At 64.4% G+C, this 23,294-nt stretch carries 25 protein-coding genes; 11 read left to right on the forward strand and 14 right to left on the reverse strand.

The features are described 5' to 3' along the window. Positions 1–4: 4 nt before the first annotated feature. From KK137_RS07985 to KK137_RS07995, 3 genes are read right to left on the reverse strand one after another with little or no spacing between them, the layout of a single operon-like run. A complete protein-coding gene (locus tag KK137_RS07985) occupies positions 5–496 on the reverse strand; it encodes a VOC family protein (protein WP_214535599.1) in 492 nt (163 codons plus the stop codon). Beyond that, the gene (locus KK137_RS07990) at positions 493–1,614 is read right to left on the reverse strand and encodes an NAD(P) transhydrogenase subunit alpha (RefSeq protein ID WP_214535600.1); all 1,122 of its coding nucleotides are present in this window, start codon (positions 1,612–1,614) and stop codon (positions 493–495) included. The genes KK137_RS07985 and KK137_RS07990 overlap by 4 nt, the downstream gene beginning before the upstream one ends. Before the next feature lie 18 nt (positions 1,615–1,632). Then, positions 1,633–1,755 carry an aa3-type cytochrome c oxidase subunit IV gene (locus KK137_RS07995; protein WP_214535601.1) on the reverse strand — a complete coding sequence of 41 codons (123 nt, stop codon included), beginning with the start codon at positions 1,753–1,755 and terminating at the stop codon, positions 1,633–1,635. Between the two features lie 140 nt (positions 1,756–1,895). Between KK137_RS07995 and KK137_RS08000 the strand changes: the two genes are divergently transcribed. Beyond that, complete coding sequence (locus KK137_RS08000; protein ID WP_214535602.1) at positions 1,896–3,314, forward strand: sigma-54-dependent transcriptional regulator; 1,419 nt, start codon at positions 1,896–1,898, stop codon at positions 3,312–3,314. A 67-nt stretch (positions 3,315–3,381) separates the two neighbouring features. Continuing rightward, the gene (locus KK137_RS08005) at positions 3,382–4,356 is read left to right on the forward strand and encodes a GGDEF domain-containing protein (RefSeq protein ID WP_214535603.1); all 975 of its coding nucleotides are present in this window, start codon (positions 3,382–3,384) and stop codon (positions 4,354–4,356) included. A 28-nt stretch (positions 4,357–4,384) separates the two neighbouring features. On the opposite strand, the gene folP is transcribed toward KK137_RS08005, so the two are convergent. From folP to KK137_RS08020, 3 genes are all read right to left on the reverse strand, one after another. Further along, complete coding sequence (gene folP, locus KK137_RS08010) at positions 4,385–5,500, reverse strand: dihydropteroate synthase (RefSeq protein ID WP_214535604.1); 1,116 nt, start codon at positions 5,498–5,500, stop codon at positions 4,385–4,387. A gap of 117 nt (positions 5,501–5,617) precedes the next feature. Continuing rightward, positions 5,618–6,742 carry a site-specific DNA-methyltransferase gene (locus tag KK137_RS08015; RefSeq protein WP_214535605.1) on the reverse strand — a complete coding sequence of 375 codons (1,125 nt, stop codon included), beginning with the start codon at positions 6,740–6,742 and terminating at the stop codon, positions 5,618–5,620. 193 nt (positions 6,743–6,935) lie between these two features. Next, complete coding sequence (locus KK137_RS08020) at positions 6,936–7,577, reverse strand: ribonuclease HII (protein ID WP_214535606.1); 642 nt, start codon at positions 7,575–7,577, stop codon at positions 6,936–6,938. On the opposite strand from KK137_RS08020, the gene KK137_RS08025 reads away from it, so the two are divergent. After that, positions 7,576–8,736 carry a PQQ-dependent sugar dehydrogenase gene (locus KK137_RS08025; RefSeq protein ID WP_214535607.1) on the forward strand — a complete coding sequence of 387 codons (1,161 nt, stop codon included), beginning with the start codon at positions 7,576–7,578 and terminating at the stop codon, positions 8,734–8,736. The two genes, KK137_RS08020 and KK137_RS08025, sit on opposite strands and share 2 nt — an antisense overlap. Before the next feature lie 225 nt (positions 8,737–8,961). Further along, entirely contained in the window at positions 8,962–9,480 is a 519-nt protein-coding gene (locus KK137_RS08030; RefSeq protein WP_214535608.1) for a GNAT family N-acetyltransferase, read from the forward strand. 307 nt (positions 9,481–9,787) lie between these two features. Here the strand turns inward: KK137_RS08030 and KK137_RS08035 are convergent, their stop codons facing one another. Continuing rightward, positions 9,788–10,090, reverse strand: a complete 303-nt coding sequence (locus tag KK137_RS08035; RefSeq protein ID WP_214535609.1) for a hypothetical protein — start codon at positions 10,088–10,090, stop codon at positions 9,788–9,790. Positions 10,091–10,257: 167 nt separating this feature from the next. Here KK137_RS08035 and KK137_RS08040 point away from each other — a divergent pair, with 167 nt between their 5' ends. The 4 genes from KK137_RS08040 (at position 10,258) to KK137_RS08055 (ending at position 13,397) form a co-directional block, all read left to right on the forward strand. After that, the gene (locus KK137_RS08040; RefSeq protein ID WP_214535610.1) at positions 10,258–10,806 is read left to right on the forward strand and encodes a DUF1285 domain-containing protein; all 549 of its coding nucleotides are present in this window, start codon (positions 10,258–10,260) and stop codon (positions 10,804–10,806) included. Further along, positions 10,803–11,399 carry a CoA pyrophosphatase gene (locus KK137_RS08045; RefSeq protein WP_214535611.1) on the forward strand — a complete coding sequence of 199 codons (597 nt, stop codon included), beginning with the start codon at positions 10,803–10,805 and terminating at the stop codon, positions 11,397–11,399. The genes KK137_RS08040 and KK137_RS08045 overlap by 4 nt, the downstream gene beginning before the upstream one ends. A gap of 65 nt (positions 11,400–11,464) precedes the next feature. Further along, on the forward strand, positions 11,465–12,646 hold the full coding sequence (locus KK137_RS08050) for a CCA tRNA nucleotidyltransferase (RefSeq protein WP_214535612.1): 1,182 nt from the start codon (positions 11,465–11,467) through the stop codon (positions 12,644–12,646). A gap of 244 nt (positions 12,647–12,890) precedes the next feature. Beyond that, on the forward strand, positions 12,891–13,397 hold the full coding sequence (locus tag KK137_RS08055; protein WP_214535613.1) for a hypothetical protein: 507 nt from the start codon (positions 12,891–12,893) through the stop codon (positions 13,395–13,397). 88 nt (positions 13,398–13,485) lie between these two features. Here the strand turns inward: KK137_RS08055 and parC are convergent, their stop codons facing one another. From parC to KK137_RS08075, 4 genes are all read right to left on the reverse strand, one after another. Beyond that, complete coding sequence (gene parC / locus KK137_RS08060) at positions 13,486–15,771, reverse strand: DNA topoisomerase IV subunit A (protein ID WP_214535614.1); 2,286 nt, start codon at positions 15,769–15,771, stop codon at positions 13,486–13,488. 91 nt (positions 15,772–15,862) lie between these two features. Beyond that, positions 15,863–16,192: a 2Fe-2S iron-sulfur cluster-binding protein gene (locus KK137_RS08065; protein WP_214536080.1), complete on the reverse strand. Its 330-nt coding sequence runs from the start codon at positions 16,190–16,192 to the stop codon at positions 15,863–15,865. A gap of 5 nt (positions 16,193–16,197) precedes the next feature. Then, entirely contained in the window at positions 16,198–17,283 is a 1,086-nt protein-coding gene (locus KK137_RS08070; RefSeq protein WP_214535615.1) for a cysteine desulfurase family protein, read from the reverse strand. After that, complete coding sequence (locus KK137_RS08075; RefSeq protein ID WP_214535616.1) at positions 17,280–18,362, reverse strand: cysteine desulfurase family protein; 1,083 nt, start codon at positions 18,360–18,362, stop codon at positions 17,280–17,282. The genes KK137_RS08070 and KK137_RS08075 overlap by 4 nt, the downstream gene beginning before the upstream one ends. Before the next feature lie 96 nt (positions 18,363–18,458). Here KK137_RS08075 and KK137_RS08080 point away from each other — a divergent pair, with 96 nt between their 5' ends. After that, positions 18,459–19,115: an alpha/beta hydrolase gene (locus tag KK137_RS08080; RefSeq protein WP_214535617.1), complete on the forward strand. Its 657-nt coding sequence runs from the start codon at positions 18,459–18,461 to the stop codon at positions 19,113–19,115. A gap of 123 nt (positions 19,116–19,238) precedes the next feature. Further along, the gene (locus tag KK137_RS08085) at positions 19,239–19,913 is read left to right on the forward strand and encodes a TonB family protein (RefSeq protein ID WP_214535618.1); all 675 of its coding nucleotides are present in this window, start codon (positions 19,239–19,241) and stop codon (positions 19,911–19,913) included. Here the strand turns inward: KK137_RS08085 and KK137_RS08090 are convergent. After that, positions 19,910–20,116: a hypothetical protein gene (locus KK137_RS08090; RefSeq protein WP_214535619.1), complete on the reverse strand. Its 207-nt coding sequence runs from the start codon at positions 20,114–20,116 to the stop codon at positions 19,910–19,912. The genes KK137_RS08085 and KK137_RS08090 overlap by 4 nt on opposite strands. Positions 20,117–20,192: 76 nt before the next feature. On the opposite strand from KK137_RS08090, the gene KK137_RS08095 reads away from it, so the two are divergent. Further along, the gene (locus KK137_RS08095) at positions 20,193–22,034 is read left to right on the forward strand and encodes a DUF885 domain-containing protein (protein WP_214535620.1); all 1,842 of its coding nucleotides are present in this window, start codon (positions 20,193–20,195) and stop codon (positions 22,032–22,034) included. A 3-nt stretch (positions 22,035–22,037) separates the two neighbouring features. Here the strand turns inward: KK137_RS08095 and KK137_RS08100 are convergent, their stop codons facing one another. Both KK137_RS08100 and aqpZ read right to left on the reverse strand, forming a co-directional pair. Continuing rightward, complete coding sequence (locus tag KK137_RS08100; RefSeq protein ID WP_214535621.1) at positions 22,038–22,307, reverse strand: hypothetical protein; 270 nt, start codon at positions 22,305–22,307, stop codon at positions 22,038–22,040. Positions 22,308–22,463: 156 nt separating this feature from the next. Then, on the reverse strand, positions 22,464–23,174 hold the full coding sequence (gene aqpZ, locus KK137_RS08105) for an aquaporin Z (protein ID WP_214535622.1): 711 nt from the start codon (positions 23,172–23,174) through the stop codon (positions 22,464–22,466). Between the last annotated feature and the right edge of the window lie 120 nt (positions 23,175–23,294).

Genomic DNA, 23,294 nt, shown 5'->3' on the forward strand with positions numbered 1-23,294 from the left:
AGCCTCAGACCTTCTGCGCGATCTCGATCGCGTTACCCTCGGGATCGAGCAGGTACATGACCTTGATCCCAAGCGGCGCGACTTCGGTGATGTCGAGCGTGGGAGTCACCCCCTTGTTTGCCAAGGCGACCTTTACCGCCTCGATGTCAGAGGTCTCGAGCGTGACCTGCGTGATCCCGCGAACCGCAGCGTGGCCGGGCGGCTTGGGCCGAGTGGCGGCAGGCTGCGAATCCGCGAGCTGGATCAGTTCGATCCGCTGGTTACCGTTGATCAGCCAACGGAAATGAACCGCACCGTCCCTCAGCGACGCGTCCTTCTCGACCGTGAAGCCGAGGTTGTCGACGAACCAGGCCGTTTCCTTCTCGATATCGGCGACCGAGATCGCGACCATGAAGGGGTTGAATTGCAGCCCAGCGGAGAACTCCGGCCCCTGGGCGCTGGCCGGAACGGCGAGACCCAATGCCGCGAGCGCCAGCGAAATACGCAACCTGTTCATCCCTTGACCCTCTCGTTCACGATTTCCCCGCCGCGCGTCAGGCGCACGGCGTTGCCGATTTCATCGTCCAGCACCGGACGGCCCTGCTCCTTGTCCCAAAAGGCGGAGAGGAAGTTGAAGTGATTGCGGGCAAACAGCGCCGAGGCGTCCGCGGCCAGGTGAGCCGGTGTGTTCGAATAGCCGATGATCTTCACGCCATGACGCTCGACCAACTGGTCGGCCACCGAGCCCTCGACGTTGCCGCCTTGCGCCACGGCAAGATCGTAGATCACGCTTCCCGGCTTCATCGTGGCGATCTGCGCATCGGTGATCAGGCGCGGAGCCGCGCGCCCCGGGATGAGCGCCGTCGTGATGACGATGTCCTGCTTGGCGATGTGGTTCGAAACCAGCTCGGCCTGGGCCTTCTGGTATTCTTCGGACATTTCCGTCGCATAGCCGCCGCTGCCTTCGCCCTCGATGCCAGCGACGCTTTCGACGAAGATCGGCTTGGCGCCGAGCGACTGGATCTGTTCCCTGGTCGCCGAACGCACGTCGGTCGCCGAAACCTGCGCGCCCAGGCGCTTGGCGGTGGCGATCGCCTGCAGGCCCGCCACCCCGACACCCATGACAAAGGCCTTGGCTGCCGCGACGGTGCCCGCCGCGGTCATCATCAGGGGAAACGCGCGGCCATAGGCGTCGGCTGCGGCCAGAACCGCCTTGTAGCCGGCGAGGTTGGACTGGCTGGAGAGCACATCCATGCTCTGCGCCCGCGTGATGCGCGGCATGAACTCCATCGCCAGCGCCTCGAGCCCCGCCTTGGCGTAAGCCTCCACCCGCTCGCGCTGGCCGAACGGATCGAACACGGCCACGACCCATGCGCCGGGTGCAGCGCCCGCCAGCGTCGCAATCTCGGGCGCTTGGATGCCGAGCACGATTTCCGCGCCCTTCACCACCTCGGCGGCCAGACCCAGCTCAGCCCCTGCCGCTTCGTAGTCCTCGTCGGAAATCGACGCGTCGACACCAGCGCCGCGTTCAACCGCGACGGTAGCGCCCAGCGCTTTGAACTTTTTGACCGTCTCCGGCGTAACGGCCACGCGGGTTTCGCCCGCGGCCCGTTCCTGCAAGACCGCGATGCGCATCCCCCCAGCCGCGCCTGATCAGGAAATGACGATGATGATCAGGAGGACCAGCGCGACGAGAATCGGCACGGTCCATTTGAGCAGGTTGATGAAGCCGCCGTAGGTCTTTTCCGCAGCCTTCATGTCGTTAGCCGATGCCATTACCCTGAATTCCCTTGTGAGCGTCGTTAGCAGTTGCTGACCGCTCTATAGCTGCACGCGAATGCGCTCAACCCCTCCTTAATCCGCTCTTTACTCGATCCCGGTATGCAGCGGCTTGGTAGGGACTGGGGACAATACGAATGGCCGAGGCCGAGCAGCGCCTTTTAATGCTGATTGACGACGAGCCTGCGCAGAGCAGGTTGATTTCGGCGCTGGCCGCGCGCGAAGGCTGGCGGACTGTTGTCGCCAATGACGCCGAAACCGCCATCGCGACCCTTGGCACCCGCCAGGGAATGCAGCTTTCGGCGATCATTCTCGACCAGTTTGTTCCGGGTGACCAAGCTTGCGAGCTCATCGCCGAGCTCAAGAGCCGCCGCCCCGCTGTGCCGATCCTCATGCTCACGACCAGCACTTCGCCGCTGCTGGCGGTCGAGGCGATGCGGGCCGGTGCAACCGACTATCTCGTCAAGCCGGTCGCTCCGGACCGGATGATGCTGGCGCTGCGCAATACCACGACGCACGAGGCCCCGCGCGACGAGTTGACGCCGCTGACCGAGAAGATGCCGGCAGTGCTCGATTTCGACGCCATGGTCGGCACCGCCCCCCCGTTCCGCGACGCGCTGGCGAAAGCGGCGAAGGCCGCACGGGGCCACGGTTCGATCCTCATCGAAGGCGAAAGTGGCACCGGCAAGGAAATGCTGGTGCGCGCCATGTACGCGGCAAGCCCGCGGGCGAAGGCCGCCTTCCGTATGATCAACATCGGCAGCGTTCCTGCCAACAGCCTCGAATCGATGCTCTTCGGCCACGAGAAGGGCGCCTTCGCCGGAGCGTTCGACCGCCAGACGGGCGCCTTGCAGAATTGCGACGGCGGCACGCTGGTACTCGATGAGGTCGATCGCCTCTCGCCCGAACTCCAGGACCGCCTGGTCGAATCGCTGACCAATCGCTCGGTCCGCCCGATTGGCGTGGCTCACAGCTTCAAGGTCGACGTCCGCATCATTTCCGCCAGTAACCTGCCGCTCGCCGACCTGGTGACGGCGGGTCATTTCCGGGCCGAACTGCTCGATCTGTTGAACGGAACCAAGATCGTGCTTCCTGCGCTGAGAGAGCGGACCGGAGACATTCCCTCCCTCACCCGGCACTTCCTAGCCCGCATCGGTGAACAGCCCGGCTTGCGTCCGCTCGGCATCACCGACGGCGCCCTGCAGTTGCTGGCCGCATTCGACTGGCCTGGCAACGTTCGCCAGCTGCAAGCCGTGCTGTTCCGTGCCGCCGTGTTCTGCGACGGCAACGCCCTTACCGCGACCGACTTCCCGCAACTGAGCGAAATCCTCGGCGACATGGAGAACGCGACGCAGCCGGCGCAGGACGGTGGTGGTGTGCAGCTCTACACCTCCGACGGACACCTCCGCCTGCTCGAGGAAATCGAAGCCGACGTGATCCGCCTTGCCATCGGCCACTACCGCGGTCGCATGACCGAGGTGGCGCGCCGCCTGGGGATCGGTCGGTCGACGCTCTATCGCAAGCTTAGCGACCTCGGGATCGAGAGCGCAGCTTGAGTGTCCCGCGAATCCCATTTCAACGAGACTGGCTTCGATGAGCGAAAGGCCAGGTTTGGATCTGCAGATGTCTGAGCGCCCCCATGAGATAGCGGAAGAGACGATTGCGTTTCTCCGGCATCATCTCCTCGATCCGACACCCCAGAACTACACACTCTGCTTCGCGGCCCATTCCGGCGCGCATCCGGCGCTCCACAAGGCTTTGGCCGCAATCAGCGACGATGGCATTCGCGTCACCCAAAAGGATGCCGACGAGCTTTTTGCGCAATTCCTTACCGCTCTTCCTCCAGGCCTGACAAACGACGAGCCCGACTTTGCCAGGGCGCTTCGTCATCAGGCTCTCAAGATCACTGACGCCGTGAACGACGCTGCCGTTGTCGCGGGCGCCTTCAATCTCGAGTTGAGCAGCGACTACGATCGACTGAAAACCGATCCTGCGAACGTCGCAACCATCCTGGCAACGATGCTCGACCGGTCCCGCAAAGCCGAAAACGAACTGGCCGCGGCGATGGCCGAACTTCAGACCTTGAGGACCGAGCTGGAGGCGGCGCGCGAGGATTCCAATCGCGACGCGGTGACAAACCTGCATAATCGACGGGCCCTGCTTGCCCACTTGGCCGAGCTCGCGGAAGCCAAGCGCGACCATGTCCTGGCCATCTGCGATGTGGACCACTTCAAGTCGGTCAACGACACATACGGTCATGTCGTCGGAGACCGGGTCCTGAAATCGATCGGAAACGCGCTCTCGACAGCTTGCGCCCCGCACGTGGTCGGACGTTGGGGAGGCGAGGAATTCCTGGTCATCCTCTCGGACACTGAACTCAGCGACGCAAAGCGCATCATCGAGGAAGCCCGGGAACATGTTGCCGGCACCCGGTACAAGCTCCGCGCGACCGATGAGCCCATTGGCACGATCACCTTCTCGGCCGGTCTCGTTTGCGTGAACGACACCGACAATGGTGCGCAGGAAGCGATCATTCGTGCCGACGAATTGCTCTACCGGGCGAAATCCGAAGGCAGGAATCGCTCGATCGCCGCCTAGTGCCGCGCGCGCGCGGCAGAGCGGCAAATCAGTCGTCGGCCAGGCCCCTGAAGTCCGTCAGCGCCGCATCGCGCAGCCCGCGCCAGACATTGCGGGCCTGCACCGTGTCATAGACATCGTGGACGCGGAGTAGCTGGTAGCCGGCCTGCATTCCCGCGACCGCGAGTGTCACGCTGCCTCCGAGGCGCTTGTGCGCCTCCACTTCGTTCGAGAGCGCGCCGATCATCCGCTTGCGGCTCGCGCCTAGCAGCAGCGGCTGGCCCAGGGCATGGAACAGCGGCAGCGCGTTGAGCAGCGCGAGGTTTTCGGCCAGCGTCTTGCCGAAGCCGATGCCGGGGTCGAGCACGATCCGCTGGCGGGGGATGCCCACCTCGACCGCTCGATCGCGTGCAGCGCGGAGCCAGTCGAACACGTCGAACACCACGTTGCCGTAGTGGCCGTCCGCGTGCAGATCCTCACCATCGCCAGGGGCGTGCATGAGCACAACCGGCACGCCACTGGCTGCGGCGAACTCGAGGCTGCGCGGGTCGTGCCGCAAGGCTGAAACGTCGTTGATGATATGCGCGCCCGCTGCGAGCGCGGCCTCCATCACTCCCGGACGCCGAGTATCGACGCTGACGGCCGCACCCATCTTGACGCAGTGCTCCACCGCCGGGACCACCCGCTTGATCTCATCTCCCTCCCACACCGCAGCGGCGCCCGGGCGGGTGCTTTCCCCGCCAATGTCGACGATCGCCGCTCCGGCCTCGAGCATGGAGCCCGCATGGGCCTGAGCCTCCGCGGGATCGTCGAGGAACTTGCCGCCATCCGAAAAACTGTCGGGGGTCACGTTGAGAATGCCCATCACCTGCGGCTGGTCTAGCCGGACCGTGCGTTCCCCCAGTTGCAGCGGGGGATGAGCCATGCGCAACCCTGCCCATTGTGCTTCGGCTTCGGCGCCGAGCGTGTCCGGCAGCCGTGCTAGAGCCTCGTCTATGCCCTCCGGCGTCACCAGCTCCCGCTGCACCACTGTCCCGTCTCGGCTGATTGTGACCGCGAACTCGCGGGCATAGACCATCCCACCGGCAAGGCGGATCGCGTCGCCAGCCACGGTCTGGGGACTGGATACCAGCGTCAGCGGCTGGATGTAGAGCTTGTCGGGCAAGTCCATTCCTTCGTCATTGCGAGCGAAGCGGCGCCATCCAGAGCGCTTCGCGTAATCGCTCTGGATTGCCGCGTCGCTTCGTTCCTCGCAATGACGAGTTTAGGAGCGAGGGTGAGATTAGTCCTCAACCGCCAGCAAATAGAGCTGGCGCAGAGTGTCGATCGGGCTCGCCTGCCCTTCGTGCATGATGTGCCAGAAGGTCCAGCCGTTGCAGCTCGGGGCGTCTTGCAGCGTCTTGCCGACGCCATGGATCGACCCTTGTTCGCGCCCGCATTCGATAGAGCCGTCGGCGCGCACGATAGCGGTCCAGCGGCGCTGGCGGTCGAAGATCTCGGTGCCGGGGGCAATGAAGCCCGCCTCGACCAGCGCTCCGAACGCCACCTTGGGCGCCTGCTTGCGGCTCTGCATCGTCGCCAGCGCGCTTTCGTCGAGCGGCAGCGCCCCTTCGATCCGTTCCAACGCGATGCGGCGGTAGTCCGTCTCCCGCTCGCAGCCGATCCAGTTGCGGCCCAGGCGCTTGGCGACCGCGCCAGTGGTACCGGTCCCGAAGAACGGGTCGAGCACCACGTCGCCGGTCTCGGTCGTCGCCAGCAGTACGCGATAAAGCAGCGCCTCGGGCTTCTGCGTCGGGTGCGCCTTGTGACCGCCCTCCTTGAGCCGTTCCTGTCCGCTGCAGATCGGCATGACCCAGTCGCTGCGCATCTGCAGCTCGTCGTTGAGTGTCTTCATCGCGCGGTAGTTGAAGTGGTAGCGGGACTTTTCGCCCATGCTCGCCCAGATCAGCGTCTCGTGCGCATTGGTGAAGCGGGTGCCGCGGAAGTTCGGCATCGGGTTCGACTTGCGCCAGACGATGTCGTTGAGGATCCAGAACCCCAGGTCCTGCATCAGCGCGCCGACGCGGAAGATATTGTGGTAGCTGCCAATGACCCACAGGGCGCCATCGGGCTTGAGAACGCGTCGCGCTTCCGTAAGCCAATCCCTTGTGAATGCGTCATAAGTCGCGAAGCTGTCGAACCGGTCCCAATGGTCGGTCACGGCATCGACATGGCTGCCATCGGGACGATTGAGATCCCCGCCCAGCTGCAAGTTGTACGGCGGATCGGCGAACACTAGGTCCACCGACGCGCTCGGAAGAGACCGCATCGCCTCGATGCAATCGCCCGCGAGGATTTGGCCGAGCGGCAGCTTTACCGGCTCGGCGGCGCGGGCACGCGGCGCCCGGAGTGTAGTGACAACGCCCATTACGTTCTTTCTGCCCCCTGATTTATCCACAGGTTGCCAGTGGTGCGAGTCCCGCGTCAACCCGCGGATTTCCGAGGGTTTGGACGTGGCGCGATTTGCCAAGACCGGAACGGAACGAGTCCGGCACAGCATCTTGAGTCATTGCGGTGGTCAGAGACTCGATATCTGGTGGTGTGGCTGGAAAGACTCGGCTTCAGGCCGAAAAAAGATCCATCTGCGCGACCGGCGAGAAGCTGCGCCGGTGCAGCGGCGTCGGGCCGTGCACGCGCAGCGCTTCGAGATGATCGGGCGTGCCGTAACCCTTGTTGCGCTCCCACCCGTACTGCGGATGAGCCAGGTGATACTCGCGCATCAGCCGGTCGCGGTGCTCCTTGGCGAGGATCGAGGCCGCCGAGATGCACGGCTCCAGCGCATCGCCGCCAACGATCGGCCGGGCGGGCCAGCGCCACTCCGAACGCCGTCCGGCGGGCGTCAGGTTGCCGTCAACCAGCACTTCGGCGGGTTCGCAGCCCACTGCCTCGCACAATCGGGCGACGGCCTGGGCCATGGCCCACATCGTCGCCTGAAAGATGTTGAGGGCGTCGATATGTTCAACCTCGACCACGCCAATCCCGAACGCGCAACGGCGGCGGATACGCGCTTCCAGCTCCCCGCGCCGCGCGGCGGCAAGCTTCTTGGAATCGTCGAGCCCGGCAGGTCGCGGCTTGCACAGCAGCACCGCCGCCGCCACAACGGGCCCTGCAAGCGGCCCGCGGCCGGCCTCGTCGACGCCAAAGACGAGTTCGCCCGAAGCCAGAGACGACGCAAATTCGCGAGAGGGAGTTCCGGATAGCATGCGCAAGGTCAAACAACTGCTCGCCGCCCTATCTCCCGCAACGCTGTTGATCGCAAGCTGCAGCAGCGCCCAGTCGGGGGATAGTCCGGCGCAGGCGGGCTCTTCACCGTTTGCGATCGCAGAAAAGGGTTCGTTCGATTCTCCCTGGGCGCTCGCCTTCGCGCCGGGCACCCAAACGCTGTTCATCACCGAGAAGCCGGGCACGATGAAGTTCGTCGATCTGGCCACGGGCCGCCTGGGCAGCGTTACCGGGCTGCCGAAGGTTCTCGTTCAAGGCCAGGGCGGCCTCGGCGACGTGGCGTTCCTGGCTTCGGAGAGCGCGCCCACGGTCAGCCGCCGGACGATCTATCTCACCTGGGCCGATCCGGGCGACGGCACGGCCAGCTTCGCCGCGATGGGCCGCGGCACGCTGGTCTGCGATCCCGGGGCCGATTGCCGGATAGAGGGCCTGACGCAGATCTGGCGCCAGCAGCCCGCGATCAAGAGCGCCGGACATTATTCGCACAAGATCGCCTTCTCGCCCGACGGCAAGTACCTGTTCCTCTCCTCGGGCGAGCGCATGCAGGGCGATCCGGCGCAGGATCTTGGCACCAACCTGGGCAAGATCCTGCGGCTCAACCTCGACGGCACGCCCGCCGACGGCAACCCGTTCGCCGACCGGGGCGGCGTGAGCCGGGAGATCTGGAGCTATGGCCACCGCAACCTGCTTGGGCTCCACTTCGACCTCGACGGCCAGCTGTGGGACCTCGAGCATGGCCCGCGCGGCGGGGACGAAATCAACAAGGTCGAGCCCGGGAACAACTACGGTTGGCCGGTGCGCTCCAACGGCGACAACTACGACGGCTCGCCGATCCCCGATCACTCCGCCAACGACGGATTTACCAAGCCCGCGATTTCCTGGAACCCGGTGATCGCCCCGGGCGATTTCGTGTTCTACAGCGGCAAGCTCTGGCCGCAGTGGCGCAACCAGGCCGTCATCGCCAACCTCGGCTCCATGTCGATCGTGCGGGTCAAGTTGGCTGACGGCAAGGGCACCGAGGAAGCGCGTATCAAGTTCGACAAGCGGTTGCGTGATATCGTTGAGGCAGCCGATGGCTCGCTCTACGTGATCGAGGACGGCGCTAACGGGCGGCTGTTGCAGCTGACACCGGCGAGGTAGCCCGACGAGGCCCTCCACCATCCGCTTCGCGGACGGTCCCCCTCCCCATCGCTCCGCGACCGGGCGGATTTTCAGGCTACGTCAGATCCTCCCTGTGAGCGACGCTCATGGGGAGGTGGACGCGCCCTGCAAGCGCGTGACGGAGGGTCAAGCGAGCCCACGCTGCCTCGGCTGAGGATTTCATCATTGCCATCACCCCCTGCGAACCCTATCGGCGCGCGCCTTATGGCCGAGCCTGCAGCCTCCACCCTGATTCCCCTCGACCAGGTCGATCCGGCTCTGGTGGAAGACGTGCTGGATCGCGCGTTCGGCCCTGGCCGGCAAGAACGCACGGCCTACAAGATCCGCCAGGGTACCGATTGGCTTCCGGGGCTAAGCTTCGCCGCGCTCGATGCCGAAGAGTACCTCGTCGGCACGATCCAGGCCTGGCCGGTCGCGCTCAATGATCCCCAAGGCCGCGCCCACCCGCTGATTATGGTCGGCCCGGTCGCGATCACTCCCGAGCGGCAGGACCAGGGCTTCGGTCGGGCGCTGATGGCGGCGCAAGCTGCCGCGATCGACCCCGCTGCCCCGATTCCGCAAGTCCTGATCGGTGACGCGCCCTACTACGGACGCTTCGGCTTCACCGAAGCCCCGCGAGGCTGGCAGTGCCCCGGCCCGTGGGACCCGGCCCGTCTTCTGATCCGCGGCGCCGCTCCGGCTACATTGCCTCAAGCGGGTATGTTGGGCCCCTGGCTGGGATAGACCGGCGAACTAAGCCGCGCCTTGGGTGCATGAGCAGCCAAAAACCACTTTCCTACAAACAACGAACCAGCCCACAACGGGGTTGGCTCTTTGATATTGTTGGATTCTCTCTTGGTCTCGCTTGAGCGAAAAGTGTCAACTTGACCCGAAGGGGCAGGAACCGAAAGGTCACACTCGATAACCCAAGGTGACACAAAATTTGGCTGTTTTCCGCGAAAAATCCGCAAGGTGACACTTTCGAAAAACTCGACGCCACCGTGTCACCCCGTCACCCCAAAGTGTCAATTTGGCGCTCTGCTGAATTCTGCTAGCACATCGATCCCCGCGTAACGTTCGTAGGCGCCTGACAACCTCCGGCAGCTTGCCTCACCGTATCGTCGAGCCCTTGTTTCGTGCGGTTATGGACCTCTTGCCACTGCGCCCGTGTCAGGCAAATCCGTCGGGATCGCGTGAGCGAGCCAGTCATCTTGTCGGTGCGGCAGATGCGCTTTTCCTGTTTGGCTTGCGTGTCGGCTGGCGGCGCCTGCGTCTCTTGCGCCATGACGCTCGTCGACGCGAGGAGCATGGCTGCACCGAATATGCCGACCTTCATCACCTTCTCCCCGGCCATTGGTCTTCAATGTAATCGCGATGGCAACCTACGCCTTCTACCAAGCTCCGCAACGATCTCGTTCGGGTGACGGCCACCCGTCGGAACGGGCTGAATTCCGTCTTAATGCCCCCCTCCGAAAAGATGCGAGATTGTTACAGGCGTCACCATCTGCCATCTCAGAGCCAATGCCGTACGATGAACCACCAGATCTGGCAGCCATGACGCTGCGGGAGATAACCGAAGTTATCGAAGCGCACGAACTTCCGCCTGTAGATCGCTGGAATCCCCGCGATACTGCAGACAGCCACGCGCGAATCGCCGCAGACGGCACCTGGTTCCACGAAGGCCGGGAAATTACTCGGCCCGCGATGATCCGGACCTTCTCCTCGCTGCTCAAGCGCGACCGCAAAGGACGGCACTGGCTGGTCACGCCCGAGTGCAAGCAGTCGATCGAGGTCGAAGATGCGGCCTTCATCGCCATCGACACCAAGGTCCTCGACGGCGCGCTCGCCTTCCGCCTCAACACCGATGAACTGGTTATCGCGGGCCCGGATCATCCGCTTCGCACCGCCGGAGACCTTGATACGCCCTCGGTCTACTTGATGGTGCGCCACGGCTGCGAAGCGAAACTCAACCGTTCGACCTGGCTGCAACTGGCTCATCACGCGCTCGCCAACGACGACGGGTTCTGGGTCGAAAGCCAGGGCGAGCGCTTCTCGCTCTACCCAGAATGAGTGCGCTGTTCGAACGGCTGAAGTTGCTGTTCGACGAAGGGCACAGCGTCGAACTGCCCGGCCTCCGCAATGACGGGCAGTTCGCTCCGCCTGAAATCCGGCCCGCAGCGGTGCTGGTGGCAGTGACCGAGCGGGATGAGCCCGGCGTGATCCTGACGCATCGGCCGGATTCGATGCGGGCTCATGCCGGACAGGTGGCTTTCCCGGGCGGCAAGCTTGATCCGGGTGAAGACGCAGTCGAGGCCGCGCTTCGCGAAGCCCACGAGGAACTGGCCATAAACCCTTCGGATGTCAGGATTATCGGCGCCAGCGATCGCTTCATCACCGGAACCGGCTATGACGTGACACCGGTGCTTGGACTGGTCCCGCCGGATCTGGCGATCTCACCCAATCCGCTCGAAGTCGCCTCCTGGTTCGAGGCGCCGCTCGCCTTCGTTCTCGACCCGGCCAATCAGGCTCACAAGGAACGCGAATGGTTTGGCCAGATGCGGCCCTACATCGAGATCGAATGGCAGGGCCATGTCATCTGGGGCATCACCGCGGCCATCATCGCCAACCTATCGCAACGGTTGGCGTGGCCGCGGAGAGACTGAAGTCTGTCCTACTCGCTCTCGCTGTGCCATGCGGCGCAAATGATCGCGAACTGCCCGCAGCCAGAATGAATACCGCAGCGCCGTATCTGCCTGCCGCGCCGTGGACTGCCCGAGAGGACCTCGCGGCCCTCGTCGCTGCCCTCGGCTCGGACAACGTCCGCTGGGTGGGCGGCGCTGTGCGCGACACCCTGCTCGGCCATCCAGTCGCCGACATCGACGCCGCTACCCTGCATCCACCCCAGACGGTCATGGAACGGCTCGGACAGGCGGGCATCCGTGCCATCCCCACAGGTATCGACCACGGTACGGTGACCGCGATCCTGCCGGGCGGCAATGTCGAAGTGACGACGCTGCGGCACGACGTCAGCACCGATGGGCGCCGCGCCACCGTGGCATTCGCGACCGATTGGCGAGAAGATGCCCAGCGGCGCGACTTCACCATCAATGCGCTCTATGTCGACCCGGTGACGCTCGAACTCTTCGACTGGTTCGAGGGAACGGCCGACCTCAAGGCACATCGCGTACGGTTCATCGGGGATGCGCGCCAACGGATCCGCGAAGATCACCTGCGCATCCTGCGCTACTACCGCTTCCAGGCCCGTTTCGGCAGCGAGCTGGACGATGAGGCAGAAGAGGCTTGTGCCCAACTTGCGCCCACGCTCAAGGGGCTGAGCCGCGAACGCGTGGCAGCGGAACTCCTCAACCTGCTCTCCCTGCCCGACCCCTCTGCGACAGTGGAGCGGATGGAGGCACGCGGCGTGCTGCCGGTCATACTGCCCGAAGCGGGCGCACCGGGGGTCGCTGCGCTCCACGCGCTTGTCGACGAGGAAAGCCGCCAGGGTGCCAGATCAGACCCGCTGCGTCGGCTTGCCGCGCTGTTGCCGGCAGACCCCCGCGCGGCTGAACAAGTTGCCGCCCGGCTGAGACTGTCGGCAGCGCAGAAGAAGCGGCTGGTGACGGCCGCGGGGCGAAAGCCCGATCCAGGCGAGGCGCGTTCCCTCGCCTATCACCTGGGCCACGACGAAGCGATCGACCGGCTCCTTCTGGCGGGTGCCGACATCTCGCCACTCAGCGGGTGGGACATTCCGCAATTCCCGATCAAGGGCGGCCAAATTGTCGCACGCGGAATCTCGGCGGGACCGGAAGTCGCGAGAATCCTGCGCGAAATCGAGCACCGCTGGGTCGAGGAAGGATTTCCGGGTCCGGAGCGGGCGACTGCCCTGCTGGATGAGCGGCTGCCGCGTTAACAGTTGTATTGGCTAACCTTTCGGCGCGGGAAGGCAACGGCTCATCCGAAACCGATTTGCGCGATGGCCCTTGCATCCCGAAGCAGGAAACGAAGTCGCAACATGCAGGACCGGTGACGCCCGTCATCGGCGCGGGGTCGCCAGAAATTGCCGCAACTATAGCGGCCAGCCCCACTCCCCTCATTTCGGCTGTCCCCGCCCGCTCGAACGGGCGCCAAGTGTTTTGGAGACAATGGAGAGTACGATGAAGTTCTTCCCCCTGGCTGCCGCTTCCGTCCTGGCGCTGGCTGGCCTTTCGGCCTCGGCGTTTGCGGCTCCCACCGTTGGTGCCACTGTCTACGGCCCCGACGGCAACGAAGTCGGCAAGATCGAACAGGTGACCGGCGGCAATGTCGTGATCGACACCGGCAACCTCAAAGCGGCTATCCCCGCCGACACGATCAGCGACGGCGAGAAAGGCCCGACGATTGGCTGGAACAAGGCCGATCTCGAAGCTGCGGCTGGTGCGGCGAATGCAGAAGCGGGCGCGGCGCTAGAGGCCAAGCTCGTGGGCGGCACCGAAGTCTACAGCAGCGACGGCATCGTTCTCGGCAAGGTGAACAAGGTCGAAGGAGACCTCGTAGTGGTCGACCTCAAGGATGGCGCGACCTCGCTGCCCAAGAAGCAGATGGCCGTACAGGCCGACAAGCTCACGTTCCTCGCGACCGCCGCCGACGTCGAAGCGGCTCTCGCAGCCCAGGGCGGCGATTGATCAGGGATACCGGGTGCCCCCGCACCCGGTGGAGGGGGCCCGCCAAGGGTCGCTACTTGGGCGGGTTCCCTCCGTTCGCGGCTTAGGCTCAGAACTTGTTGTCGCGGGGAAAGCCCTGCGGAGGGAGCCGCCCAGCGGCACCGCGGGCGACTTTCCACATGTGGATGTCCTTCTCGGTCCGGGTTCGGCCTGTGTCGCCTCCCATCTCCCATGACAAACCATCCTCCAGCCTGAGCGTCGTGGCATCTCCCAGCCCACCATCGCGATAACGCTGCAAGGTCACTCCCTGCCCTCGCGACATGACCGGCAGCTCTTCGAGACTGAAGACCACCAGCTTGCGGTTCTCGCCCACCACGGCGACATGATCGTGCTCGGGAGCGATCGGGCGGACAACGACCAGCTTTCGCCCGTCCTTGAGGTTGACCACCTGCCGGCCCTTGCGGGTCTCTGCCAGCAGCTCGTCGGTCACCGCGGCAAACCCGTGGCCGGTGCTTGAGACCAGCAGCAACTGGGTGCCCGGCTTGTGGACGATCAACTCGACAATCTGGGCTGACGCATCAATGTCCAGGGTATTGCGCAAGGGCTCGCCGAAGCCCCGAGCCCCGGGGAGCTTGTCTGCGCCGATGGTGAAAAAGCGTCCGTCGTCAGCGGCTACGAGCAGCTTGTCGGTAGTCTGGGCATGGAGCGCAAAGGCCGGACCATCACCTTCCTTGAACTTCCAATCCTGCTCCAGCGGCAAATGCCCGCGCGCGGCTCTGATCCAGCCACGCTGGGAGAGGATCACCGTCACAGGCTCCTTTTCGATCATCGCGTCCATGCTGAACTCGACGGTGGGCGCCGCCTCGGCAATAGTGGTCCGGCGGCGGCCGAGCGCGGTGTCTTCAGCGTAGTCTTTCCGCAAAGCGGTGAGGTCGCGCTTGACGCGAGTCCGTTGCCGGGCCGGGGAATCGAGCAGCTTCTCAAGGTCCGCGCGCTCGGCCAGTAGCTCGTCACGCTCTCGCTTGAGCTCCATCTCCTCGAGCCTGCGCAAGCTGCGCAAGCGCATGTTGAGGATCGCCTCGGCTTGCCGGTCCGTCAGCCCGAACTCCGCCATCATCACGGGTTTGGGCTCATCCTCGGTGCGGATGATCTCGATCACGCGGTCGAGGTTGAGGAAGGCGATAATATAGCCTTCGACAAGCTCCAACCGGTCGGCAATTTTCTGCAACCGGTGACGACTACGTCGCTGGAGGATGTCGATCTGGTGCGCGACCCAGTTCGACAGCAGTTCATGCAAGCCCATAACCATCGGTGTGCGGGTGGCGTCGAGCACGTTGAGGTTGAGGCCGAAACGCGTCTCGAGATCGGTGAGCTTGTAGAGGCTTTCCTTGAGGAGCTCCGGATCTACGTTACGGCTCTTGGGCACGAGGACGATGCGGATTTGTTCGTCGCTTTCATCGCGAACGTCTTCCAGAATCGGTAGTTTTCGATCGGCGATAGCCTGGGCGATCTGCTCGATGAGCTTGCCCTTCGGGACCATGTAGGGGATCTCTGAGATCACCAGCTGGTACTGTCCGCCCCCAAGGCGCTCGATGCCGGCCTGCTGGTCGGCCTCGTCCTTGGACTCCGCCGCGAAGAACCGCCCGCGAACCCGGAAGCTGCCGCGGCCCGTCTCGTAGGCTTGCGAGATCGCCTCCTTCGAATCGACGATCAGCCCCCCGGTGGCGAAGTCCGGCCCGTGGAATAGCTCCATCAGCCGGGCATGCTCGACGTGCGGATTGTCGATCAGCTCGAGCACCGCGTCGATGACCTCGGCAACGTTGTGGCTCGGGATCGAGGTCGCCATGCCCACCGCGATGCCGCTCGCGCCATTGGCGAGGAGGTTCGGGAACAGGCCCGGGAAGATCGACGGCTCTTCTTCCTCGTTGTTGTAAGTCGGGACGAAATCGACCGTACCTTCGTCGAGCCCCTCCATCAGCTGCATCGCCGTGCGCGTCAGACGGCACTCGGTGTACCTTTCCGCCGCCGCGTTATCGCCGTCGATGTTGCCGAAGTTCCCCTGCCCTTCGACCAAGGGATAGCGCAGCGTGAACGGCTGCGCGAGGCGGACCATCGCGTCGTAGAGCGCGAGGTTGCCGTGCGGATGGTACTTGCCCATCACATCGCCCACCACGCGGCTGGATTTCTTGAACGCGCTCGAAGGATCTAGCCGCAACCCGCGCATGCCCCACAGGATCCGCCGGTGAACCGGCTTCAGGCCGTCGCGCAAGTCGGGCAGAGAGCGCGCCGTGATCGTCGAAAGCGCATAGACCAGATAGCGCTCGGACAAGGCACTATCGAACGGCGCGTCGACGATGGCGTCGAACGGATCCTTCTCGTCTTCGATAACAGTCATGCCCCCGCCCTAGCAGCGGCTGGAACCACGCGACAGGCGGGGAATGGGGCTTTCAACACCAAGGATAGGGAAGACAGCGAACGACGCGTTTCTACCGCTTCTGCATATCCCAACTTTCGGCCGGGATACGCACTTCGATCCCGTCGAGAGCGTCGGTCAGCTCGATCTGGCACGACAGTCGGCTGGTGCGGCAAACGCCCACGGCCAGGTCGAGCATGTCTTCCTCGTCGTCGCTGGCCGGTGGCAGACGCTCGAACCAATCAGTGGGAAGGATCACGTGACAGGTCGAGCAAGCCATCTGCCCTTCGCATGTTCCTTCGAGCGGCATGCCGGCAGCCTGGGCGACCTCGAGCAAGCGCATGCCCGGCTCAGCGGCCGCATCTACGCGTTCTCCGTCACTTGTAATGAAGGCTACACGAATGGCTGTTATCCTTGCTGCGCTGCAGCACAATTAACCAGTTCGGCCGCCCGTTCAAGCTCCTCGAGCGTGGTGTAGCGTCCAAAACCGAGACGGATCGATCCGCGTGCCTGTTCCTGCGTCAGGCCGATCGCCGAAAGGATGCGGCTCGGCTTGTTGCTCTCGCTGGCACAGGCCGACCCGGCAGAGAACATGACCTCGCGCACGTCGGAGATCAGGCGCGAGACGTCGAGGCCTTTGTGGCGGATGTTGAGGTTGCCGCGATAGCGCTGCGCCGCGCTTCCGTTGACTTGCCAATCGGGGAAGAGCTCAAGCGCGCGGTCCCACAGGGAAGCCACATGGACGGCGTCCTGGTCCATGCGTTCGAGCGCCACTTTCGCGGCCATGCCCATTCCCGCGCACAGGGCCGGACTGAGAGTTCCCGATCGAAGCCCTCCTTCCTGTCCGCCGCCGGTAATCTCGGGCGCGAGCTCAATCCCGTCGCGCACCCACAAGGCGCCGATCCCTTTGGGACCGTGAAACTTGTGCGCGCTGATCGCAATCAGGTCAGCCTCGCCTATGGGGATCTTGCCAGCGGCCTGGACCGCATCGCACATAAACAGCGCGCCCCGTGCTTTCACCCGCTCGTACAAATCCGCGACGGGCTGGATCGTACCAACCTCGTTGTTGACCTGCATCACCGAAACGATCCCGACACCTTCGGGCAAGGCAACCTGCGGGTCGACTAGGGCATCGCGATCGACCGGCAGGATCGTCGTGTCACCCGGCAGGTCGAGAGCGGTATCGAGAACCGCCGAATGCTCGATGGCGCTAACAGCCACCGGCCTCCCTGCCCGACCCGCCTCGCTCCCGCGCAGGGCGAGATTGATCGCCTCTGTCGCGCTACCTGTAAAGACGACGGTTCCTCCCGAAGGAAACAGCGCCGCCACGCGCTCACGGGCGATTTCGACCGCCGCTTCCGCCTGGCGGCCCATGCGGTGAATGCTGTGGGGGTTTCCAAACCCCGCCCCGCCCGGCCCATCAAGCCAACGCAGCATCTCCTCTCGCGCCTCGGGGGCGAGCGGCGTCGTGGCCTGGTAATCGAGGTAAATCATGCGCGCGACTGCGCTTCGCTGGCGACCGCTTGCCAAGCCTCGGCAAAAGCATCGAGCTGCGAGACCGTGGTGTTCCAGCCGATGCTGATCCGAACCGTGCGCGCGGCAACGTCCTCGTCCACGCCGAACGCTTCCAGAGCCCGGCTACGCTTCAAGGTACCCGAAGAGCAGGCGCTGCCAGCCGAGATCGCGAAACCCATGGCGTCGAGCTTGATCAACGTCACCGCGGCGGCCAGCCGCTTGGCTGACACGGCGATGATATGCGAACATTGCAGTCCGGGCCTAAGCACGTCTCCGCCCCGTCCGAGCAAGTCCTTGAACTCGAAGCGCTCGGGATAGGAAGTCAGCCAGGTCTCGACCCCGCCGACCTCCAGCGCCGCTGCGAATCCGAGTGCGCCCGGGAGGTTCTCCGTACCCTGCCTGTAGCCGCGCTCATGTCCACCCGTCGGTTCGAGCATGGCGTAGTCTTTCACCAGCAAGGCACCGATCCCGATCGGACCGCCGAGCTTGTGGGCGGAAACCACGATCATGTCGGCATCCGGCAGCGGCACCTTGCCGGCAGATTGCGAACAGTCCGCCAGCAGCAATCCCCCGCCTTCCCGCACCTGGCGGGCGACCGAATCGTCACCGTGCGGCAGCAGCACCGTGCCGGTTTCGGAGTTGATCGACTGCACCGCGACAATCGACCGGCCGGGCCGCGCAAGCGACTCGGCCAGAACCTCACGATCGACGCAGGCGTGCCTGTCCTGGTCCTTGCCGAGCGTCAGGATCTCGGCATCCGGTGCGGCGCGAAAGACGGCGTCATGCTCGACCGCCGAGACGAGCCGGCGATCGGCCTTGGCCTGCCCAAGCCCGATAGCCAGGGCTTCACTTGCGCCAGAAGTGAAGATTACCTCTCCCTCCCAGCCAAGCGCCGCTTTTACGCGGGCCCTGGCGTCTTCGAGGGCCGCCCGGGCCGCCCTTCCTTCAGCATGCGGGCTCGACGGATTGGCCCAGATCTCGAATCCGCGCTCGACCGCCTCGCGAGCTTGTGGGCGCAGGGGCGAGGTAGCGGCATGATCCAGATAGATACGGCTCATCGCGCGGGAATTGCGAAATTTTGCATCAACACTATATAGCCCGCGACTTCACGCGCGCCACCTGCGCCAGTACCCTACCGAACAAGAGCTGCGACCATGCCCTCCGTCATCTTCCCCGGCCCCGAAGGCCGCCTCGAAGGCCGTTTTGCACCAGCCCCGCGTCCGCGCGCGCCTGTGGCCATGATTCTCCACCCTCATTCGCAGGGTGGCGGCACGATGAACGACCGTATCGTCCAGCGGTTGTACAAGACTTTCGTCGACCGCGGCTTTGCCACGTTGCGCTTTAATTTTCGCGGCGTCGGCCGCAGTCAGGGCAGCTTCGACAATGGCATCGGCGAACTGTCCGACGCGGCCGCCGCCCTCGACTGGGTGCAGTCGATCCATCCCGAGTCGCAGACCACCTGGGTCGCCGGGGTAAGCTTTGGCGCGCTCATCGGCATGCAGTTGCTGATGCGCCGTCCGGAGATTCGCGGATTCATCTCGATCGCCCCGCCGGCCAACATGTACGACTTCTCGTTCCTGGCTCCCTGCCCTGCCTCTGGCATCTTCATCCAGGGTGCGGCGGACACTGTCGTGCAACCCAATTCGGTCGTGAAGCTGGTCGAGAAGCTGCGCACGCAGAAGCACATCACGATCCATCACGAGGAAATCCCACGGGCGAACCATTTCTTCGAGAACGAGATCGAAGAACTGATGGGCTCGGTCGACAACTACCTCGACTTCCGCCTGTCGCCCGACTGCCCGATCCGCTGAACTGACTGGTTGAGCAAGGCCTCGCGAGGGGTCTTGCTCAACAAAGCCTCTCTGTAGTAATGTTACATCATTACAGGAGTCACCGGAGCATAAACCGGGGCCGTACAAGGAGAGGAGCAGGGCATGGCCTATCTGGACCAATCGAATGATCCGCGTCGCCGCGTCACCGCCATTGCGGGCGTGGCCATCATCCACGCGGCCCTTGGCCTTGGGGTGGTTACCGGGCTGACCGTGGCGGGCTTTGCTCCGCCGGTGGATGTGTGGAGGCCAATCGTCCTGACGCCAGACCCGACGCCTACTCCGACCCCGCCGAAGCCACAGGCCAGCGACCAACCGACTTCGAGCACGGTCGTCGCGCCACAGCGGCCCATCGACTTGCCGATACCCAAGGACGACGGTGTTGCTACATTCGACAAGCCAATCGATCCGCCAGATGGAACCGGGCTGAAGGTCACGCCTACGTCAACGCCAATGCCATCCCCCACTCCCAGTCCGTTTCTCCAGCCTCGACTCGCAAGGCCGAGCAACGATCGCAATGGCTGGGTCACGAACAATGATTATCCCGCCGCACTCCTCTACAGAGAGGTCGAGGGCACGGTCGGCTATAAGCTGATCATCGGAACCAACGGCAAGGTATCGGCCTGCGATGTGACCCTATCGTCCGGTAATCGCCAACTCGACGACGCCACCTGCCGGCTGATCGCGCGCCGTGCCCGGTTCGAGCCCGCGACCGATGGCGCCGGCGCCAAGATCATGGGCTCGTTCAGCGGTACGGTGCTCTGGCAAATTCCCGACTAGCGTGCTTGTTCGGCGGCACGGTCGACCGGGGCGGTGCCGCTCGAATCCGGCAGCAACCAGATCATCAAGTTGATGACCATTACCACCGCCAGAAGCAACATGAGCCAAATCTGCTTCTGCGCTCCGCCCCTGCGCCACAGGAAGACCGCCCCCCCGATAAGGACCAGCGTGGCGAGCATGACGAGTGAAAGCACGATATCCATGGGGCTGACCTAGACGGCGGCGCCTCGCAAATCCATGCGGATTGACAGACTCGATCCTCGGCCGCAAAAACCCGCCATGCCCATTTCAAATGAAACCATCACCCGCCGCCAGGCGCTCGCCACGCTTGGTGTCGGTGCCTCGATGTTGGCGCTGCCCGCCTGGTCGGCGGCCTCTGCCCAAACCTCGCCGGCCGACGCGACCACGCTGCTCAACGATGTGGCGTGGAACCTGCTCGAACAATCTCCGACTGGGGCGACCGGGCTTGGCCTCGACGTGGGTAACCGGGCCTATATGCGCGGCCGATTGGGCGGCACTACGCCCGCCGCGGTTGAGACGCTGGCCGCAACCCTGCGCGCCGATCTCGCCCGGGTGCGAGCGACGGACACTTCGAAGCTCGATCCCTCGACCAGGACCAGCTTCGAGGTGGTGGAAAGCGCCTATTCGACGGCGCTCGATGGCTTTGCCCTTCCCTATGGCGACGTGGCCGTGGGGGGCTGGCGCAACGCGCCCTATGTCGTGATTCAGAACGTCGGCGGCTACATCGACTATCCGCGCTTTCTCGATGCCGATCATCCCGTGCGCGATGCGGCAGACGCCGAGGCCTACGTCTCGCGCCTGGAGCAGATACCGGCCAACCTCGACGGCGAACTCGAACGCATCCGCTCGGCCGCCGGCCTGGGAGTCATCCCCCCGTCGTTCCTGCTGGCCAAGGCTATCACCCAGATGGAAGCCTCGGTCGCGGACGCCAAGTCAGGCGGTTCGATGGTCAGCTCCCTCACCCGCCGCGCAGCAGAGGGCAATATCGCGGGCGATTGGGAAAAGCGGGCCTCGGCCATAGTCAAAGGGCCGATTGCCACGGCGCTCGAGCATCAACTCACCGAATTGAAGCGCCAGGCCGGAAAGTCAGACACCGACGCTGGCATGTGGTCGCAGCCCGGCGGTGACGAGTGGTACGCCTGGGCCCTCCGCGCGAGCACGACTACCCGCATGACGCCGGACGAGATTCACGAGATGGGCCTGGCCCAGCTCGACGAGATCCACTCGCGGATGGACCCGATCCTGCGCAGTCTCGGCTATACCGAGGGGCCGGTCGGAACCCGGATGACTCAGCTCGGTACCGATCCGCGGTTCAAGTTCGCGCCGGACGATCCCGGCCGGGCGGAGATCATGGAATTCGTCCAGGAGCGCATTTCGTGGATCCGCGCGCAGATGCCCCGCGCTTTCCGCACATTGGTGCGTGCCAACCTCGAAGTGCGGCGTCTGCCGCTTGCGGAAGAGCCTGGCGCTCCGACCGCGTATGGCGGGGCCGGTTCAGTTGACGGCTCGATCCCCGGCAAGGTTTGGCTCAACCTGCGGACCACTGACCTGCACCGCAAGTTCGACGTCCCCACCCTCGTCCATCACGAAGCCATCCCGGGCCACGTCTGGCAGGGCGAATATTCGAACCAGCTCCCGCTGATCCGCTCGATCCTCTCGTTCAACGCCTATTCGGAAGGTTGGGCCCTCTACGCAGAGCAGCTGGCCGACGAGCTCGGCGCGTACGACGAAAACCCGGCGTGGCGGCTCGGATACCTCCAGGACCAGGCCTTCCGCGCCTGCCGCCTGGTGGTCGACAGCGGCCTCCACGCCAAGCGCTGGACGCGCGAGCAGGGCATCGCGTTCTTCATGGAGCGCAACGGCAACAAGCGCGAGCAGGTTGAAAGCGAAGTCGATCGCTACTGCTCGTGGCCCGGCCAGGCTTGCGGCTATAAGGTGGGCCACACCGAGATCGTCCGCCAGCGCGGGCGGGCGCAGCAAGCGCTCGGCCCTGCCTACGATTTGCGCGATTTCGACGAGGCCGTGGTCCAGGGCGGCAACGTGCCGCTCGACGTTCTGGCGAAGACCATCGACCGCTACATTGCCTCGGAGAAAGCGTGATCGCTACCTGCGCGTCCTGAGCCGGCTCGGCATTGTCGACTGAAGCCCGATGGTCAGTTCGGTCAGATGCCGGGTAGCCATCTGGGCATTGCTAAGATAGCGGAGCGACGTTTCATCCAGCGAGCCGCGGCCGAGCAGCTCAAGGTTGCCGCTCACCGCCTGCACAAGGTTGGCCAGCTCATGCGCCAAGCCGGGAAGTCGGTCGACTGTCCCGTTCGGCGCGGTCGCGGAATTCGCATCCGCTGGCAGATGGCCCTGTCCTTTGTCGGCCAAGTCGATTTACCCCTCATGTCCCAGCTTCGTGCTTGGCACGACAGCCCGTCCTGTTGCGAAGACTGCAGGATAGTGAGGTGATCCGCTTTGTTTTTGTGACTAAATGCCCGAAACCGGCGCCTAATCGCGGCACAACCATGCAGATCACGCCAAACCTCACATCGGCCGGGGCGGCTCAGAAAACAACGCCCGATAGAGCCCGCCACCGATCGCACCACCGATTAACGGCGCTACCCAGAACAGCCACAGTTGCTGAAGTGCCAGGCCGCCCACGACTAGCGCGGGTCCTGTGCTACGGGCCGGATTGACCGAGGTGTTCGTCACCGGAATACTGATCAAGTGGATCAGCGTAAGAGCGAGCCCGATAGCTATCGGCGCAAATCCCGCTGGCGCCCTGACGTCCGTCGCTCCGAGGATCACCATCAGGAAACCGGCAGTCAAAACGATCTCGATGATCAAACTCGCGGCAAGCGAATAGCCCCCCGGCGATCCCGCGCCGAAACCATTTGCGGCAAGGCCATTGGTCGCCAGATCGAAGTCTGGAGAGCCGCTCGCGATGCAGAACAGCAGGTAGGCGGCCGCGATTGCGCCGATCACTTGGGCCACGACGTAATAGGGAATGTCCCGTGCGGGAAAGCGCGAGCCCGCCCACAGGCCTAGCGTCACGGCCGGATTGAAGTGCCCTCCCGATACGTGGCCGAGTGCAAAGGCCATCGTCAGCACGGTAAGTCCGAACGCCAAGGCCACGCCGAGCAGGCCGATTCCCACTTCAGGGAACGCCGCCGCCAAGACAGCGCTGCCGCACCCACCGAATACTAACCAGAAGGTCCCGATAACCTCCGCCGCCATGCGTCTGCCGATAGTCATGGGCTCTCCTTCCCCGCGATTGCCACTACGCCCCCTGAGGAGCGGCAAGGGAGGTTGACCATTCCATGGGTCTAACGACCATCAGGGCTTTCCCGTAGTACGGGACGCGGAATCCTACGA

Origin of the sequence: Croceibacterium selenioxidans, from assembly GCF_018599195.1 — a bacterium.
In the GTDB taxonomy this organism is placed as follows: Bacteria; Pseudomonadota; Alphaproteobacteria; order Sphingomonadales; family Sphingomonadaceae; genus Croceibacterium_A; species Croceibacterium_A selenioxidans.